13 protein-coding genes are annotated in these 15,571 nt (G+C 56.8%); all 13 read right to left on the bottom strand.

Annotation, left to right across the window (positions count from 1 at the left end):
• Positions 1 to 11: 11 nt before the first annotated feature.
• The gene (locus ACQKQA_RS16225) at positions 12 to 1,283 is read right to left on the bottom strand and encodes a cysteine desulfurase-like protein (protein ID WP_427559373.1); all 1,272 of its coding nucleotides are present in this window, start codon (positions 1,281 to 1,283) and stop codon (positions 12 to 14) included.
• A gap of 34 nt (positions 1,284 to 1,317) precedes the next feature.
• Positions 1,318 to 2,688 carry a cysteine--tRNA ligase gene (gene cysS, locus ACQKQA_RS16220; RefSeq protein WP_427559371.1) on the bottom strand — a complete coding sequence of 457 codons (1,371 nt, stop codon included), beginning with the start codon at positions 2,686 to 2,688 and terminating at the stop codon, positions 1,318 to 1,320.
• Positions 2,689 to 2,865: 177 nt separating this feature from the next.
• Positions 2,866 to 3,501, bottom strand: a complete 636-nt coding sequence (yfcF, locus tag ACQKQA_RS16215; RefSeq protein WP_427559369.1) for a glutathione transferase — start codon at positions 3,499 to 3,501, stop codon at positions 2,866 to 2,868.
• Between the two features lie 100 nt (positions 3,502 to 3,601).
• Positions 3,602 to 4,879 carry an ATP-grasp domain-containing protein gene (locus tag ACQKQA_RS16210; protein ID WP_427559367.1) on the bottom strand — a complete coding sequence of 426 codons (1,278 nt, stop codon included), beginning with the start codon at positions 4,877 to 4,879 and terminating at the stop codon, positions 3,602 to 3,604.
• On the bottom strand, positions 4,876 to 5,835 hold the full coding sequence (locus ACQKQA_RS16205) for a hypothetical protein (RefSeq protein ID WP_427559365.1): 960 nt from the start codon (positions 5,833 to 5,835) through the stop codon (positions 4,876 to 4,878). Before ACQKQA_RS16205 ends, ACQKQA_RS16210 begins: the two co-directional genes overlap by 4 nt.
• 27 nt (positions 5,836 to 5,862) lie before the next feature.
• Positions 5,863 to 6,783, bottom strand: coding sequence for a JmjC domain-containing protein (locus ACQKQA_RS16200; RefSeq protein ID WP_427559363.1), 921 nt, complete (start codon positions 6,781 to 6,783; stop codon positions 5,863 to 5,865).
• A 49-nt stretch (positions 6,784 to 6,832) separates the two neighbouring features.
• Positions 6,833 to 8,383, bottom strand: a complete 1,551-nt coding sequence (locus tag ACQKQA_RS16195; RefSeq protein WP_427559361.1) for a thioredoxin family protein — start codon at positions 8,381 to 8,383, stop codon at positions 6,833 to 6,835.
• 31 nt (positions 8,384 to 8,414) lie between these two features.
• On the bottom strand, positions 8,415 to 9,812 hold the full coding sequence (locus tag ACQKQA_RS16190) for a KamA family radical SAM protein (RefSeq protein WP_427559360.1): 1,398 nt from the start codon (positions 9,810 to 9,812) through the stop codon (positions 8,415 to 8,417).
• Positions 9,813 to 10,078: 266 nt separating this feature from the next.
• Complete coding sequence (locus tag ACQKQA_RS16185; RefSeq protein ID WP_427559358.1) at positions 10,079 to 10,741, bottom strand: DUF2282 domain-containing protein; 663 nt, start codon at positions 10,739 to 10,741, stop codon at positions 10,079 to 10,081.
• 651 nt (positions 10,742 to 11,392) lie between these two features.
• Positions 11,393 to 12,187 carry a putative DNA-binding domain-containing protein gene (locus ACQKQA_RS16180; RefSeq protein ID WP_427559356.1) on the bottom strand — a complete coding sequence of 265 codons (795 nt, stop codon included), beginning with the start codon at positions 12,185 to 12,187 and terminating at the stop codon, positions 11,393 to 11,395.
• Positions 12,177 to 13,082: a DUF692 domain-containing protein gene (locus ACQKQA_RS16175; protein ID WP_427559354.1), complete on the bottom strand. Its 906-nt coding sequence runs from the start codon at positions 13,080 to 13,082 to the stop codon at positions 12,177 to 12,179. The genes ACQKQA_RS16180 and ACQKQA_RS16175 overlap by 11 nt, the downstream gene beginning before the upstream one ends.
• Before the next feature lie 137 nt (positions 13,083 to 13,219).
• Positions 13,220 to 14,713 (bottom strand): YifB family Mg chelatase-like AAA ATPase, encoded by a 1,494-nt coding sequence (locus tag ACQKQA_RS16170; protein ID WP_427559352.1) that lies wholly within the window; start codon positions 14,711 to 14,713, stop codon positions 13,220 to 13,222.
• Positions 14,714 to 14,821: 108 nt separating this feature from the next.
• Positions 14,822 to 15,568, bottom strand: coding sequence for a phosphocholine cytidylyltransferase family protein (locus ACQKQA_RS16165; RefSeq protein ID WP_427559350.1), 747 nt, complete (start codon positions 15,566 to 15,568; stop codon positions 14,822 to 14,824).
• Positions 15,569 to 15,571 lie beyond the last annotated feature (3 nt).

Below are 15,571 nucleotides of genomic sequence, written 5' to 3'. Positions count from 1 at the left end.
CACCGATGGCATCACCGGCGGTGTGGCCTGTGTGATGCGGGGCAACTGAATCTGTCCAGCGCCGAAAGGAAACGCTGAACATCGTCCTGTGAGCTGTACTGGGCAAGGCTGATCCTGACCACGCCATCATTCTGGTCAAGGCCCAGTGCGCCAATGGTTTCCGTACTGAAGTTATTACCATGCCAAAGGCGAATGCCTTGTTCGGCCATATGCTGGGAGACAACTTCACTCGGTGTTGATTCTAGAGTGAAGGACAGGGTCGGGACTCTACGACTCAACTCGGACGGCTCGCAGTAACCATAAATCCTGATGCCTTCGAAGCCCTTCAATCCGTCGAGGACTTGCTGCACCAACCCTTGTTCATGTTCGACAACGGTTCGTGTACCGGCAACGATCTGCTGTCGTTTGTCGGACTGCTCGCTGGCGCCACCAAACTCACGACCGATCCAGGCCAAATGGTCGATCGCCCCCAGGATCCCCGCGATAGCCTCCCGGCTTTTGGTCCCTGTTTCCAATTTATAGGGAGGGCTGTCGGAGGTAGGGCGAGGTTTGTAGGGGATGAGTGCCTCAAGCACCTCCAGGCGACCCCATAGAATTCCGTGGTGAGGTCCATAGAGCTTGTGCGAGGAGCACACCAGAAAGTCACAACCCAAGGCCTGCACGTCGATCACCCCATGAGGGGCGAACTGAACCGCATCAATGTAGACAATTGCGCCTTTGCGCCTGGCCAAGGCAGCGACCAGGGCCACATCGTTGATGGTGCCCGTTATGTTGTTCGCGTAGCTCAAGGCAACTATCTTGGTGCGCTCTGTAATACTCGATTCTATTTCGGAAATATCGAAGCCATAGGTCTGCGAATCGAAAGGCAGCCAGCGAACGCTTAACTCCAGGTCCTTTGCCAATTCAAGCCAGGGGGAAATGTTGGCCTCATGATCAGACCGGGTCAGGACAATCTCGTCACCCTTGCGCAGGCTTCGCCCCAGGCAACGCGATAAATGAAAGGTGAGGGTCGTCATGTTATGACCGAACACAATCTCCTCTGCACAGTTGGCATTGACTAACGCGGCCGCCGCACAGCGCGCCCGGTCGATCTCTTGTCGTGCAAGAGTCGATGTCGAGAAATGCCCACCCAGATTCGCATTGTGTTCAATGGCGGACCTGACACTGGCATCAAGGGCGCTTTTGCACATTTGGGTGCCGGCAGCGCCGTCGAAAAATACGCTGTCCTTTAGAGTGGGTATCGAAAAAACGGGAAACTGTTGCCTGATACGCTCGATATCCAAGGTAGTGCTCCTTTCTAGTCGCTATTGAGGCACATCAGGCTTTCAGGTCGTTAACACTGACACCCTGTGCCAACAGCAAGTCCCTGATCCGATCGGACTCTGCCCAGTTCTTTGCGACACGAGCAACACTGCGCGCCTCAATCAAGTCGGCTTGCTCGAGCGTCAGACGGGTTGATTCCTTGTCGAATAAGCCAACGCCCAACACATCGTCAAAACGCCGCAGCAAGTCGATGCGCTCTGAGTCACTCAGTTCATTGGACTTGATAACCCACCATAACTCTGCAATGGCACTGGGCGTGTGCAGGTCTTTTTCGAGCGCAGAGAAAAACCTTCGGTATGACGCCGCATGAAGTTCAGAAAATGCCTTGCCATGGTCAACAGTGTTTTCCTGGATGCTGATGATTCGCCGCCGAGCTTTTCGCAGTGCGGTAGCGACGTCATCCAGCGCCTCCCACGAGAAAGTCAACGAACTGCGATAGTGCGAACCTAAGACCAACAGTCTGAACGCGCGTGGGTCGTAGCCTTTCTCGACCAGCGAGTCGACGGTGAGAAACTCCCCTTTGGACTTGGACATTTTCTCGGCATCGACAGTGAGGAACTCACAGTGAAACCAGTAGTTGACCCAGCGGTGCCCAAAGCAGCACTCCGATTGAGCGACTTCGTTAGAGTGATGAACCTTGATGTGATCGATGCCGCCACAATGGATATCGATTCTTTCACCGAGATACTTGCTCGCCATGGCCGAGCATTCGATATGCCAACCGGGAAATCCAAGCCCCCAGGGGGACTCCCATTTCATGATCTGGTCAGGGAACTTCGAGGTCGAGAACCACAATGCGAAGTCCGACTGCGACAGCTTCAAGGGGTCATGACTCACGCGATCGGTAGCGCGCTGTTCTTCAAGTACTAGTTGGCCAAGCTCATGGTAATTGGGGAATTTCTCTACGCTGAAGTAGACATTCCCTGCGCTGACGTAGGCTGCCCCCTTATCGAGCAGACGCTCGATCATGGCGATGATTTCGGGAATATGCTGCGTCGCTCTGCAGACGACATCAGGCCTTGTCATGTTCAACATCGCGCAGTGTCTGAAGAACTCTTCTTCGTAGAAGCGCGCGACTTCCCAGGGCGTTTTGTTCTCACGAACGGCACCCAGCATCAGTTTGTCATCGCCGGAATCGGCATCGGACTGCAGATGCCCAACATCTGTGATGTTCATGACGTGTTGTACGGCAAACCCCAGGTGACGAAGGGTTTTAGCCAGCACATCTTCAAAAACATAGGTGCGCATATTGCCAATGTGCGCGTAGTGATAAACCGTAGGCCCGCAGGCGTAGAGGCCTACGCTTTTTTCCATGACCGGGACAAAGGGCATTACCGCTTTACCAAGCGTATTGAATAGTTCCATTTCCAACCCTTACATCGATGAGTGATCTGAAGGACCTGTCAGGCAAGACGCTTGACCTTGTTGATTGGGCTGCGCCGGTGGCAGTCGCGAAGCGGTGTTTCGCTGGGCCGCGACTGTCACCTGTACCAAGTCGAGAAAGCCTCTCAGGGTCGTTTCAGTAAAGCGCACTACCCGGGCTCAGTCCTTGCTAGGGCTTTTTGCACTCCTGCGGTCGATATCCAGCCATTCACGCACAGAGTCACGGTCCCAAGCCCGGAGGGCGTAATGCTTCAATGCGTCAGGGACCGGTTCTCCACTGTAGATCAGCCTGTTCAACATGCCTGCCGCATCAACGTCGGCAATGCACCACTCCCCAAAAAGAAACTTCCGGCCGTCCTGGAGACTGTGCGACAGCGTCTCTACCAGCCGTTGGGCATCGGCCATCGCCAAAGAACCAAGCGGTTTCTTGATCGGTTCGATAAAGATGGTTTCAGTTGGCCTGGCATTGCGCAGGTTGAAGAAATCGCTCCGCAACCAGGCCTGGATTTGCCGGGCCTGGGCGCGGGCGCGGAGATCGGCCGGGAACAGCTTTGTGCCCCCCGAGAGATCGTTCAGGTATTCAGCGATAGCAGATGATTCAGCCAGCGAAAACGCGCCATCGACCAACGTGGGAACACGGTGGGTCAGCGAAATCCCGGTAAATGGCGGCCGGTGATGCTCGCCTTGAGAGAGATCCAGGTAGTGCATTTCAAAATCGACCTGGCACTCCCGGAGCGCGACAAAAGCCGACATGGCAAACGGCGAAGTGCATTGATGATCTACATACAATTTCATAGGTATTGGTCCGTCCCGATCAAGAGGAAGATCGCCGCAACAAAGAAGCGCTGTATTCGTATGGAAGGCCAGCAGGGTGCCCTGTCTGGCCTTTCTCGAATCAGCAGGCTTGTTCGATGGGTTCCTTGCTGAGCTTCACGTCAAAGAAACCGGTTTGCTCGGCCTCTTTTTCCCGTATCCAAAGATAGTCGCCATAGGTGACGGCAGGGTCTTCATGAACGAGGTAGATAAAGCCGTAATTCGTAGAAATACCGATGGTTGGAGCAACACGGTCACCGATTTCAGGGGCCCTGATCATCTTGAAAAAACTCGGCCTTGCGCTGAGTTCATCCAGCCAGCGACGGTGGGTGACCTTGCCTGAAACACTGTTGATCATGCCGATGACTTCGCATGTCGCATTCGACCGGTTGACCTTGTCCAGCATCGAATGAAAGGTGTCGGGGTCTGCATAGCACGCAGCGCAAAGGTTGACCGCGTTAACCCCCCGCACCCGAGTCATCGCCGAGAGTTCCTGGGTTCCCATCATCCTGGCTGCCCACTCAATCAACTTCGGCCCCTTGTCTGTCACCATCACTTCCAGGAACGAGGGGCCAATGTCGATACCGAACGCATCCAGGCATTGATGGACGTAAGCGATGATAGGGGCAGCCTCTTCCGAAAGCAGATCGATCAGCACCTCGCGGTCATTGACCACCCCGGCTCCCGGCACTCGCTTGCGGTTATCTCGCCAGATCTCGAAAACGGAATGCTTGCCCGCGTGCGAAACGGCCTGTACCAGATATTGTTGGCCGGCCAGGTATTCCATCGCCAGCAGCGTGTCGTTGATCAGCCCCATTTCATTGAGGCGTCCCAACTCTTTGTCTACGGCATGATGAACTTCCGTTGCCTCAAAGCAGAAATGAATGCCGTCGGCGCCCGCGCTATTCACCGGTTTGATGACCACCGGCCACTGGCCAACCGCATCAATGGCCTTTTCGACATCGCCCGTGTGATGGATCAAGGCCACTCGTGCGGCCGGGATACCCACATGGTGCAGCCGATTCGCCATATGCCACTTGTCTCTGCGGCAGGCGGACAGTGCCGTGCCGTTGCCCGGAGTGCCCATTAACTCACTGAGGCGATCGGCAAGTTCAACACCGGACTCGCACCCGGGGATAATAAAGGCCGGTTTAAAACCTGCTAATACATCCGTAAGCGTCTTGAGATCTTGCGTAGCGACAAAGCGATGCTGGAAATCCTGGGGCCTGAAGCTATCCACGTCATATTCGAGAATTTCGGCTGAAGTCTGGACGTGAATACAGGTTATTCCATAAAGCTTGAATTCGTCCGCCAGGCTCGCTCCAGTGGAGTAAGCATCGACAATCACTGCGTATTTCATGTTTTAACTCCTTCAGTCGAAAGACGACTAAGATGGGAATAACCGTTATAAGTAGCGGCCAGGCAAATGAGCACAATCCCTACGAAACTGAATACTGAAAATGCCAACCTCGAATCGACTGTTTGAAAGATGACGGTGAACAAAGGCGCGGCCGCAAGAATCGATTCAGTGGTCACGGGCTCGCAGCGCTTTATCCCTTCCTGCAGCAAGAGCAGGGGCAGGATCACTCCCGCGAAAGCCAGCAGAATCAAGGCGTCGAGGTGATTGACGACGGCAGCCACTTTGCTTGGGTTGAAACAGGTATAGAGACCTGTAATGGCGAGCAAAATATAAAACCGATGGGCGTAAAGATAACGACTGGATACACCATGATCCGCTACGACCTTTGAAAGTATGCTCGTCAGAGCCATCGCAACACCGCAAACGAACATCATGGAGAAACCCAGCAGTACTTGATATCCGCCCAGTTCATCCTTTACCGCGGTACGACCATCCATTGACGCCCATCCTAGATAGAGGCTGGCAAATGCAATGATGCCTGCTGCTATATAGTCGGCTGAGATCATCACTGCTGACGGGCGTAATAGCTTGTTCAACGCCAGTGTGGAAATGATTCCGACCCCTCCAATCAACGCGCTGACAATTGCCGGCTCAACCCACTTCAACGCCAATAAGAAAGATATCCACAGTGCAGCCGAACTGATATTCAGCATCAACAAACAGCGCCTTACGGGCACCGCCTTTTCCGTCAGCCGATGCATGGCGTGTTCTGAGCGCTTTCTAGTTATATAACCGAGAAAAAAAACAGGCCAGGCAATGGCAAACAACACGAATGTCACGACAACACTGTCAAGGCTCTGCAGCAAAATGCCAAAATACACTTCTTTCAGGCCATCGATCACGTTGACCAGCATCAACGCAGTGATCCCCAAAAACAGACTTCGTGCAGCACGCATGGCATGATTTCCGTTAGAGAAAACAGGTTATAAGGAGGTCAATGTACGGATGTTTCCCTTTCTCGATTGTTTGTATCGTTGAAGGAGTTCTTCCGGTGTAAGGCTCCTGGATAACTTTCCAGCTTCATCCAGGCCCTTCCTGATATCGCTCAACGTGCGCTCAAGACTGCTGTTCGAGAGCGTGTCGAGAGGATGAGCCCGCAAATCCTCTATCCCGTGCAAACGCTCCAACAGGGCATAAGTGATGATGTCGGCGATCGTCGGTGGATTGATGACAAAGCCGATTGAAAAAGACTCTTCATGGGCCACCGTACTGTGCCAATAGCCTCGGGGCATAAAGGTCGTGGTCCCAGGCTTGACCAGCCGCTCCTGATGGTCTTGTGGCATTGCCACCGGCAATTTCTCACCGGTGTAGGGATGAGTGCCTTCTTTATAAAATCGGTTCGGGTTGTTCGGGAAAAAAGGATAGATCGGATCCGGCAGCGAAATGTTTTCAGCGAACTTCCAGGTTTTCTCACCTTTGATTTGAATCATGAAGTTCGTTTCATGATCGAAGTGCACCGCAACCTCAACGCCATAGTTCGCTGCGAATGCTTCACAGCTGACATAGTGCCTTGGGATTCCAAGTACCTCCGCCAGTTCATCGCACGCCGAGGATACGGCCGGCAGCGCTTCCAGGTCTTTTATGTAGACCATCGCGGCACCGTCATTGTATGGGGCAATGGCGTCGGCGGACTTGGCTACGGTGATGCGTTTGCCTCCTGGGAAGAGCAGGTCAACGGGCCCTTGCAAGGCATGAAACAGCTTTCTGATATCGTTGAACTCTTCCAACTTCGCCAATTCGGTGAAGCGGCTCATCTCTCCATCTGCAACGTAAGAGTGTTTTGGCCAATGAGCACGAAGGAACACTTCGGTCTGGTCGCCAAACATCTGCTGTAGAATATTCATCCCGCCTCCAATCCTTGAAGCGGCGCGCAAAGCGCGCCGCATTGTCCATTCACACAACCGCTGCTTCAGGCTGAACATTCAACGTGGCGCGAGAGGGCTTATCGAGGTAGCCCTTATAGACGCGGGAAAGCTCGTCGCTGCGATCTTTCAATTGGCGCGCGGCACTGGCAAAGAGCTTTTCCTGTTCCTCCCGCGGCAAGCCGACCATTTCACCTTCAGCACGGCCCAGCGCATTGAACAGAAGCTTGGCAAGCAGTTCGGTTTCCGTCCGTTCATGGCCAATTCGCTGGCAAATGGTTTCGACAACCGCGGCGTGATCGTGGAAGTGCCAGCCCAACCGGCACAGGCGGAATTTCACCGAGACGGGGGAGTCTTCCCACCAGTTGCGCGAGGCTTCGAGCTCCGCGTCGGTGATCCCCGAAAACTCTTCCACCAATTGTTGGTGGCGCTTTTCCCAGAGGGTAAGCAGAGCCGGGATGCTGCCAAAGTTATAGGGGGCGGGCCCGTGTTTTTCCCAGTTGACCAACGCTGGGCTGACCTTTTTCGGTGTTTCGATGTTCGACCGGGCGACCTCCAGGGTCGAACGGATGGCAGGGGAATGGGCCCAGAACTCTGCCATGACGCAGTGGACGATGTTGTTGCGGATCGTCCGCTGTTTGCCGAGGGTGTAATTCTGATGAAGGTGCTGCTGATCGTATTCACTCCCCTTGAGGCCGATCAGGCTTCCTTGCAGATCCCTGAACGCCACCTGCCAGTCCCGAATGATCATTTGCGCACGGCTCAAGCCTTGGCCCTGTGCCGCTCGCTTCTGTGCAGCCTCTGTCGCGACATCCAGCAGCATCTGATAAGCGCCCAGGCACAGCTCGCGCAGGCAGTCGGTGTAATGCACCCATCCACCGTCACCTGGGATACCTGGCCAATCGACCATCAACTCGTGGTCCGGTACCTGAACCAGGGTGTTACAGAAACGTCGCACTTCTCGGGCGATGGGCGTCTGCGCGATCCCGTCTTCAGGCAGGCTGTCGTCAGGATACTGCCCACGGGTCTGGGCAACGGGCAGCCAATATTCCGCTTCTTTTGCCGCCACGCTATCAGGGCTGTGGGTGTCCAGCGCCTTTCTCAGCAGCGACTCGGCGGTGGAGTAGTTGAAAGAAACCATCGCCTGCTTGGCCAAGCCCACGGACAGCTGCGAAATCGCTTCCTTGGCATCGATGTCGCCGTCGATATCGTGGTGTACCCGGCAGTACCCCAGATCCAGTCGCGTGTGTAGCGGTGCGCCCAGGAACTTGTGGTAGATATCCCCATCGCTGGAAATGAGTTGCAGGACCGGCGACATGATAAAGATATGGCTGCCGACCAACTCGGAAACTCGAGGGTTCGGTTCGGGGTTCTCCACCTCGACCCACACCGGAATCGTCGATCCGGATACGGCGCTGATAAGTTGAGGGTCGTTAAAGACCGTATCCACCAAGCGATTACAACCACCGCAGGACTTACTATGGAAATAAATCAGTATCGGCTTTCCAGTCGACTTGGACTGCTCGATGGCGCGGGTATAGAACTCATGATGGATCCAGTTGATCTTGTCGGTCTTATTCATTTTCATGCTTCCATTCACGGTGATTGAACATTTATTTTGCGGACTTCAATACATCGTCAAGCAATTGCACTCGCGACTCGGGATTAATCCAGAGCGCCTGTGACTCAGGGGACAACGCATGCAGCGGATCGCAGTAAAGAAAAAGTTTGTCTTTCTTTACCGCGGGAGCCCGGTAGACAGCGACACCCAGCTGTTTGTCGTAATAGTCGTAGCTATGGATATCTCGCTTTCCCCCACCGCCTGGCAGATCCACGATGAAATGGGGAGTGTTATGCCCTGCGATCAAACCACGGGTAGCTTTTTCCAGTTCTATCGAGTCGCAGATACTTGTTCTCAGCGTCTCGACGCCTTGAATCATATCCCCTTGAAAACAATAGTATGGACGCACATTCAAGTAAGCCAGGCATTCGTTCAGTCGATGCATCGCCTGTTTGCTGTTATTAACGCCCCTTAATATTACTGCTTGATTTCTAACTTCGACGCCACGCTCATAAAGAATGCCCAGCGCCTTGGCCGTTATGGCTGTTATTTCATTCGGATGGTTGAAGTGTGTATGTATTGCGATGGATTTCCCCATCTTTCGTGCCCGATCAGACAGGCGAGAAATCGCATCGGTCCAGTCATGATCGCTCTGGACTTTCATGGGCAATACGGCCAACCCCTTCGTTGCGAAGCGCATGCGGCGTACATGAGGGATGTCCAGCAGACGCTCACCGATCTCGGTAATCTGCCGCGCCTTCAGCCGATAGGCATCCCCGCCGGAAATCACCACGTCCTCAACGCTTGAGTTGGCCTCTATGTAGCGAAAGGCGGGCTCCCAACGCTCTCCCGGGGCATTGATTTTCTGTTTCGTAACCACATCGGTGTCGAGTCCCACCGCATAACTGCGGGTGCAATACCGACAATAAACCGGACACACATTGGTCGCCAGAAACAGGACCCGGTCGGGGTAACGGTGGGTCAGGCCGGGGGCCGGTGAATCATTCTGTTCCCCCATCGGATCGAGCTTCAACATCGGATGGTCAACTAACTTTTCCGAAGCAAGCGGTAGAAATTGGCGCCGTAGCGGATCGAGAAAAGGGTTGTCCCAATCAATCAATGAAAGTACATAGGGCGTCAACCTGATAGACATGGGCGCCAGTTGGTGACCTTCTTCAATATCCCGAAGAAATGCCGTGCTGATCCTGTTTTTAATCAGATCTCCCAGTGCAGCAACACTGGTGATGGCGTTTTTTTCTTGCCATAGATGATTTAGAAACAGCTCGGCGTCAATGTCTTTCCAGCGATCCAGGCCGCGCCAGAATTCATCACTTCGGAATAGATATCTCGACGATGGAATAGGTTCGTAGTAATGCGCGTTGAATGAACTCGCGATCACTGGGTTTAATTGAATAGCAGCAGTGTCACAACCCATGATGTTATTCGGCATTTTTGTCATCCCTTTCATGTGACAGTGCCCATAGATTGAAAGTACTAAAGATTGCCTTTAAGTCAACATGCCTTCGAAACTATTTACTTTGCACTTTCTCAAGGGCGAACTTGTTCGAATTGCAATTTATAAGTTGCAATTTCAGGTCATGCCACCCCTGTCTTGTGGTTGGCATGGGACTGATTGATTCGCTAAATGCTGCTGTACCTGGCTACCTCATTAACTAGAGGTGGCTCAAGTGACAGTGCTCAACTAAGCGAGACGACTCAATTAGTCGTGACAGTCGCTTTCTCATCCTGCTTGGAGACCGTTGTCGAGGTTACGACAGCGCCTGGTTGACCCTGTGCAGTGTCGGCGGCCTGTACTGTGGAGGACTGGACCAGGTATTGCGACAGGTTGGCAATGTCCTGGTCATTGAGAGACTTGGCGGCCGCCACCATGACCGGAGAGGGGCGAGAGTTGTCACGAAACGCTCGCAGTTGTATCTCCAGGTACTTGGCGAATTGTCCGGCCAATTTTGGATATTCGGCGTTTTCCGAGGCGCCGGCCACGCCATGGCAGGAAGAGCAGGCAGGAATGCCCCGAGTATGATCGCCCTGGTTGAAAAGCTTCTCGCCAGCTTCGACGTCGACAGCCGAGGAGACCGGTGGCTCATCAAACGGACAGGCATCCGGCTGGGCTTTGACGACGCCCCCCATTTGCGTGCACGTGCCTTTAGGGACCGCGACCCATTCCCGTGGATCGTTGTCGACTGTGCTCATTTCCGAGCAGTCGTGAAGGCAGCTGCTGTCCGAGCAATCGTTATGGCCGGCCTTGGCCACGCCATAACAGACCTCGGTTTCCACTTTTTTGTCAGCAGCAACGTCAGCCATCGTGGTGCTGCTGACAGAGGCTAATGCCGCGGCGACTAGAATATCTTTCAGATTCATCACGCAAGTTCTCGGTTAAAGACTAATGCAGTCATTTATTTTTTTATTGGCGATTCGTGCACGAACCGGTCTACATCACCGTAAGTCTGGGGATGTATATCGAGTGCGTATAACGAGTCGCTTGAGCAGAGTGACTGTTTTTTGGGGCTGACAGTGGGGCTAACACTGTTGATCCTGACCAGCAGATCGTGCCGGCAGGTTGCTCGGAGAAGTGATCTAGTTCGGGGGAGATTTAACGAGGTAGCGGCGTAGCCTGCGCTCATGCGGAAATGGAGAAAGGTACCCTGGTACGTGCCACGCGAAGGCACTAAAGCAGATGATCGGATGCATCTATCGCTCCTTTTTAACTTCTGCCACACCAGGTGGTGCAGCTGGAATCCGTTCCTGTGATGCCACACCGCTTACCCGTATCCGCAGGTGGTGTGTGCCAGTTAGATCTTTACTGAAGTCAATCGCTATAGGGTGAGGCAACGAAGCACGTTCTATTTGTAGCTCATCGAGTAGGTATGTCTAATTGGCATAAGCTTATAAATGTTTCAGGATGTAAAAAATTGGATCCAATCTTCAATCTGTCCAGCCAGAGGGCTACGCCCCCATCAGCACGAGGCCGCAGGTACAGTGAACTTCGCATGAGAAGCGCCTTGGAAAGGCTTAGGGCAGGGTGACCAGCAGAGCGTCACTTAACCAGCGAGCGACCAAGGCGGCGCTGTCGACGAGCTGGGTAGCGGCTTCCGAGGTTGAGTAGCGTTCTTGAGCTGACAGCAAGGCTTCACCCAAGGTGGCGCCTTCCAGCAAACGGACCAGTGCAGCACCTTCCCAGGATTCGATCTCGCGTACCTCTACGTTCCAGCCTTTTCGATACACCAGTGCCGTGCAGGCGCAGCGGTTAACAGGCGGCATGCGCTGGCCGTCATGGCGATGAGCAGCCCATATCGCAACGACCGGCCACTCGCTGGTCAATAACGCACTGCCCGGTGACAGGGTGAACCGCTGGACATCCAGCTCCTGAGCACTCAACGCAGAAAGTGCCTGAGCATTCAGTGCGGTGGCTTCGCCAGCGCGGGAGGCGCAATGGATTGCCCATTCCAGGGAGGCCACCGCGGCAAAATAGGGATATGACGCTACGGGCAGGTACTCACCCAGGAAGGTCGCCAGCCGTTCGCCGAACATCCCCAGGTCTGGATGCCTGGACGGGTATCGCCGGCCATAAGCGCCAGCAAGGGTGCGGAAGAAGTCATCGCCAACCAACGCCTTGATGACCGGATAGGTCAGCGCCAGCGATTGCTCCTGGTGCCGCCAGAGGCCACTGCGATAGCGGGCGAAACGCCGCCTATCGCTGGCTGTTGCCGTCTCCAGCCAGCCTTGCGGCAACACAGGCGATGACGATGAGCAATCCAGTGCCTCGGTAAAGCTGAGCTGCAACGCCGCCAACTCTTCAAGCGTCATCCAGCACCTCCCTGGCAATCGTCCGGGCGATCTCGACCTGGTCGATCAATTCGCTCAGGGGCGGCAAGCGTGTGTCCCACTCAACCAGCACCGGTACCGGGCCGAACCGACGTAATGCACGGCGATAAAGCGACCAGACCGGCTCTGGCACCGGGCTGCCATGATCATCGATCAGCAAATCCTCAGCGTGGCTGTGGCCGGCCAGATGGAACTCGCCAACGGTCCCCCTGCTCAGGTTCTCCATGGCGGCGTGTGCGCACTCCCCATGGTTGTATTGGTTCACGTAAAGATTATTGAGATCGAGCAGCACGGCACTTCCCGTGCGGGCCGCTACCTCAGCGAGAAACTGGGACTCCCCCAGGGTGTCGCCGTTGTAACGCAAACTGGTAGAGATGTTTTCGAGCAACAACTGCTGGCCCAAAGTGGCTTGTACCTGATCGACCCGATCACAGATCAGGTCCAGCGAGGCTTCAACCAGCGGCAAAGGCAGCAGGTCGTTCAGACAGCGCCCCTCTACTGCGCCCCAACTCAGATGCTCGGAAATCAGGAAAGGACTGACATCTGCAGCCAAGACCCGTATTCGCTCTACATGCGCGCTGGAAAACCCATGGACCGAACCGATGCCCAATCCGACCCCATGCAGGCTGATCGGATAGCGCTGCGCCAGACGACGAAGAATATGAAGGTCTTTCCCGCCAGGCCCCAGGTAGTTCTCCGTGTGGACTTCAAGCCAGTCAACGGGAGGATGGCTGTTAAGAAACTCTTGATAATGGGGGGCTCTGAGGCCAACACCAATCCGTGGCAATGGGCGCACTTGTGAACTCGCTCGCTCAATAAATCGCCAATGATCATAGCCCAGTACCTGGCTGCAACGACGTTGGCGATCACATGGCATGAGACTGATCCACACGATGGCCTCTGCCTGAACACCACGGATGACTCGGGGAATAGCGATATCTGGCGGCTCGATCTGCCTCGGCTTTCTGCTTGTGGCCGAGCCCGCAGATGGGCCTGAGCCAGTAATGACCCGCCTCAACTGGCCGGCGGCCGGTACTGCAGGGCTTCGGCCAGGTGTTCGCGGCTGATCTGCCCGGCCTGTTCCAGGTCTGCCAGGGTGCGCGCAACCTTGAGCAGGCGGTGGGCGGCGCGCAGGGACAGGCTCAGGCGTTCGCAGGCGGTTTCCAGCCAGCGCTCGTCGCCTGTGGATAACGTGCAGTGCCGGCGCAGGCCCGGCAGATCGAGAAAGGCATTGGCGCAACCCTGGCGCCGTTGCTGGTGCTCCCTGGCGCGGGCCACCAGGGCCGCGGCCTGTGCCGTGTTATCCCCAGGCTGGGGGCTGGGGCTGAGCGCAGTGCTTTCCCGGGCCACGGTCAGGTGCAGGTCGATGCGGTCGAGCAAGGGCCCGGAGAGTTTGTTGCGATAACGCTGGACCTGCTCCGGGGTGCAGCGACAGCGGCCGCTGGGCTCGCCAAGATATCCACAGGGGCAGGGGTTCATCGCCGCCACCAATTGAAAACGCGCTGGGAAATGCACCCGGTCGCGGGCCCGGGCGATGACGATCTGCCCGGACTCCAGCGGCTCGCGCAGCACCTCCAGGACCTTGCGATCGAACTCCGGCAGCTCATCGAGAAACAGCACACCGTGGTGGGCGAGGGTGATTTCCCCGGGTTGCGGTTTCGAGCCGCCACCGACCAGCGCCGGCCCGGAAGCCGAGTGATGGGGCTGGCGAAAAGGCCGCTGTGGCCAATGGCTCAGGGGCGTGTGGCTGCTGACCGACTGGATGGCGGCCACTTCCAGGGCTTCCTGCTCCTCCAGCGGCGGCAACAGGCCGGGCAGGCGGCTGGCCAGCAGGGTCTTGCCGGTGCCGGGCGGGCCACTGAACAGCAGGTTGTGGGCACCGGCCGCGGCCACCAGCAGGGCCCGCTTGGCGGCCATCTGGCCCTGCACTTCATTCAGGTCGGGGTAGGGCTGGCTCCGGGCGAGCAGGCCGTCCGAGGCATAGGGCTCGATTGGCGTGGTGCCGTTGAAGTGGGCGGCGGCTTCGAGCAGGTGCTCTACCGCGATCACCTTCAAGCCCGAGGCCAGGCAGGCTTCCTCGGCATTGGCCCGCGGCACCATCAGCGTGCGCCCGGCCTGGCGCGCCGCCAGGGCCGCCGGCAGCACGCCGCGCACTGGGCGTACCGCGCCGGACAGCGCCAGCTCGCCCAGGCACTCGACCTGCTCCAGGGCCAGGGTCGGCACCTGCACGCTGGCGGCGAGAATGCCCAGGGCGATCGCCAGGTCGAAGCGCCCGCCGTCCTTGGGCAGGTCGGCCGGGGCCAGGTTGAGGGTGATGCGCCGGGCCGGAAAGTCGAAGCCGGCGTTGAGAATGGCGCTGCGCACCCGGTCCTTGCTTTCCTTGACCGCCGCTTCGGGCAGGCCCACCAGGGTCAGGGCCGGCAGGCCGTTGGCCAGATGGACTTCGACCGCCACGGCCGGCGCTTGCACGCCGGTCTGGGCACGGCTGTGGACGATGGCCAGAGACATGACTCATTCCTTGAGGCTGGGAAACCGCGTCCTGCGGTTGTGCAAGCCTAGCCCCGGCCGGGGCTTCGCTGGGCCGGCAAATAGACTCAGGATGTTGCGACGGGCCGGTCAGCGCCAGTCGTGGGACCAGCCCGGCTCGGCGATGCGTTGTTCGTACAGCGCGATGTCCGACTGATTGTCGACTTCCACCCAGCCGCCGCGAATGCCCACGGTGGCGATGGCGGTACCGGCCTGGAGCAGGGCGCGCAGCAGGCTGGTCATGTCCAGCTTGTCGATCTGCGGGTCGCTCAGGCCGGCCAGCAGCGCCTTGACCTGGCCCCAGCCCTCGGCGGTGAATTTCAGCAGGCCCATGTACTGGCCTTCGATTTCCTCGCGGCGGGCGACCCGCTCCCCGATGCCCAGCAGTTGGCCGTCCTGTTGGCGGAAGCTTTCGGCATCGCTCAGGGGCGCCTCGAAGCGCGCGGACCACAGCTCCCACCAATCGCGGTCGTAGGTGATGCTCAGGGGCGCCGGGGACGCCATCAGGTCGCGGACGATGTCCGGGCGATAGACGATGTCGCCGTAGCACACCAGGGTCGGGCCGCTGGACAGCAGGGCATCGGCGCGCATCAGGCTGCGCACCATGTTGCTGGTGGCCCAGTGGGGGTTGTACAGCCGGCTCTGGCCGTAGCCGTCCAGGGCTTCGCTGCAGTAGCCGCTGACCAGATGCACCGCGTCGACCCCGGCCTGTTCCAGGGCCAGCAGCTGCCATTCGAGCAGCGGCCTGCCGGCCAGGCGGGTCAGGGGCTTGGGTTGCGCGGCGGTCAGGTCTTTCAGGCGGGAGCCGCGGCCGGCGGCGAGAATTACGGCTTGCATGTC

Source organism: Pseudomonas sp. NPDC089530 (assembly GCF_050280705.1).
In the GTDB taxonomy this organism is placed as follows: domain Bacteria; phylum Pseudomonadota; class Gammaproteobacteria; order Pseudomonadales; family Pseudomonadaceae; genus Aquipseudomonas.
This window is presented reverse-complemented; position numbering and strand designations above follow the sequence as displayed.

Coding starts and splice junctions, on each gene's coding strand:
- cysS (WP_427559371.1), bottom strand. CDS start 2,688: ATGGAACTATTCAATACGCTTGGTAAAGCGGTAATGCCCTTTGTCCCG.
- yfcF (WP_427559369.1), bottom strand. CDS start 3,501: ATGAAATTGTATGTAGATCATCAATGCACTTCGCCGTTTGCCATGTCG.
- ACQKQA_RS16210 (WP_427559367.1), bottom strand. CDS start 4,879: ATGAAATACGCAGTGATTGTCGATGCTTACTCCACTGGAGCGAGCCTG.
- ACQKQA_RS16205 (WP_427559365.1), bottom strand. CDS start 5,835: ATGCGTGCTGCACGAAGTCTGTTTTTGGGGATCACTGCGTTGATGCTG.
- ACQKQA_RS16200 (WP_427559363.1), bottom strand. CDS start 6,783: ATGAATATTCTACAGCAGATGTTTGGCGACCAGACCGAAGTGTTCCTT.
- ACQKQA_RS16195 (WP_427559361.1), bottom strand. CDS start 8,383: ATGAATAAGACCGACAAGATCAACTGGATCCATCATGAGTTCTATACC.
- ACQKQA_RS16190 (WP_427559360.1), bottom strand. CDS start 9,812: ATGCCGAATAACATCATGGGTTGTGACACTGCTGCTATTCAATTAAAC.
- ACQKQA_RS16185 (WP_427559358.1), bottom strand. CDS start 10,741: ATGAATCTGAAAGATATTCTAGTCGCCGCGGCATTAGCCTCTGTCAGC.
- ACQKQA_RS16180 (WP_427559356.1), bottom strand. CDS start 12,187: ATGACGCTTGAAGAGTTGGCGGCGTTGCAGCTCAGCTTTACCGAGGCA.
- ACQKQA_RS16175 (WP_427559354.1), bottom strand. CDS start 13,082: ATGCCATGTGATCGCCAACGTCGTTGCAGCCAGGTACTGGGCTATGAT.
- ACQKQA_RS16170 (WP_427559352.1), bottom strand. CDS start 14,713: ATGTCTCTGGCCATCGTCCACAGCCGTGCCCAGACCGGCGTGCAAGCG.
- ACQKQA_RS16165 (WP_427559350.1), bottom strand. CDS start 15,568: ATGCAAGCCGTAATTCTCGCCGCCGGCCGCGGCTCCCGCCTGAAAGAC.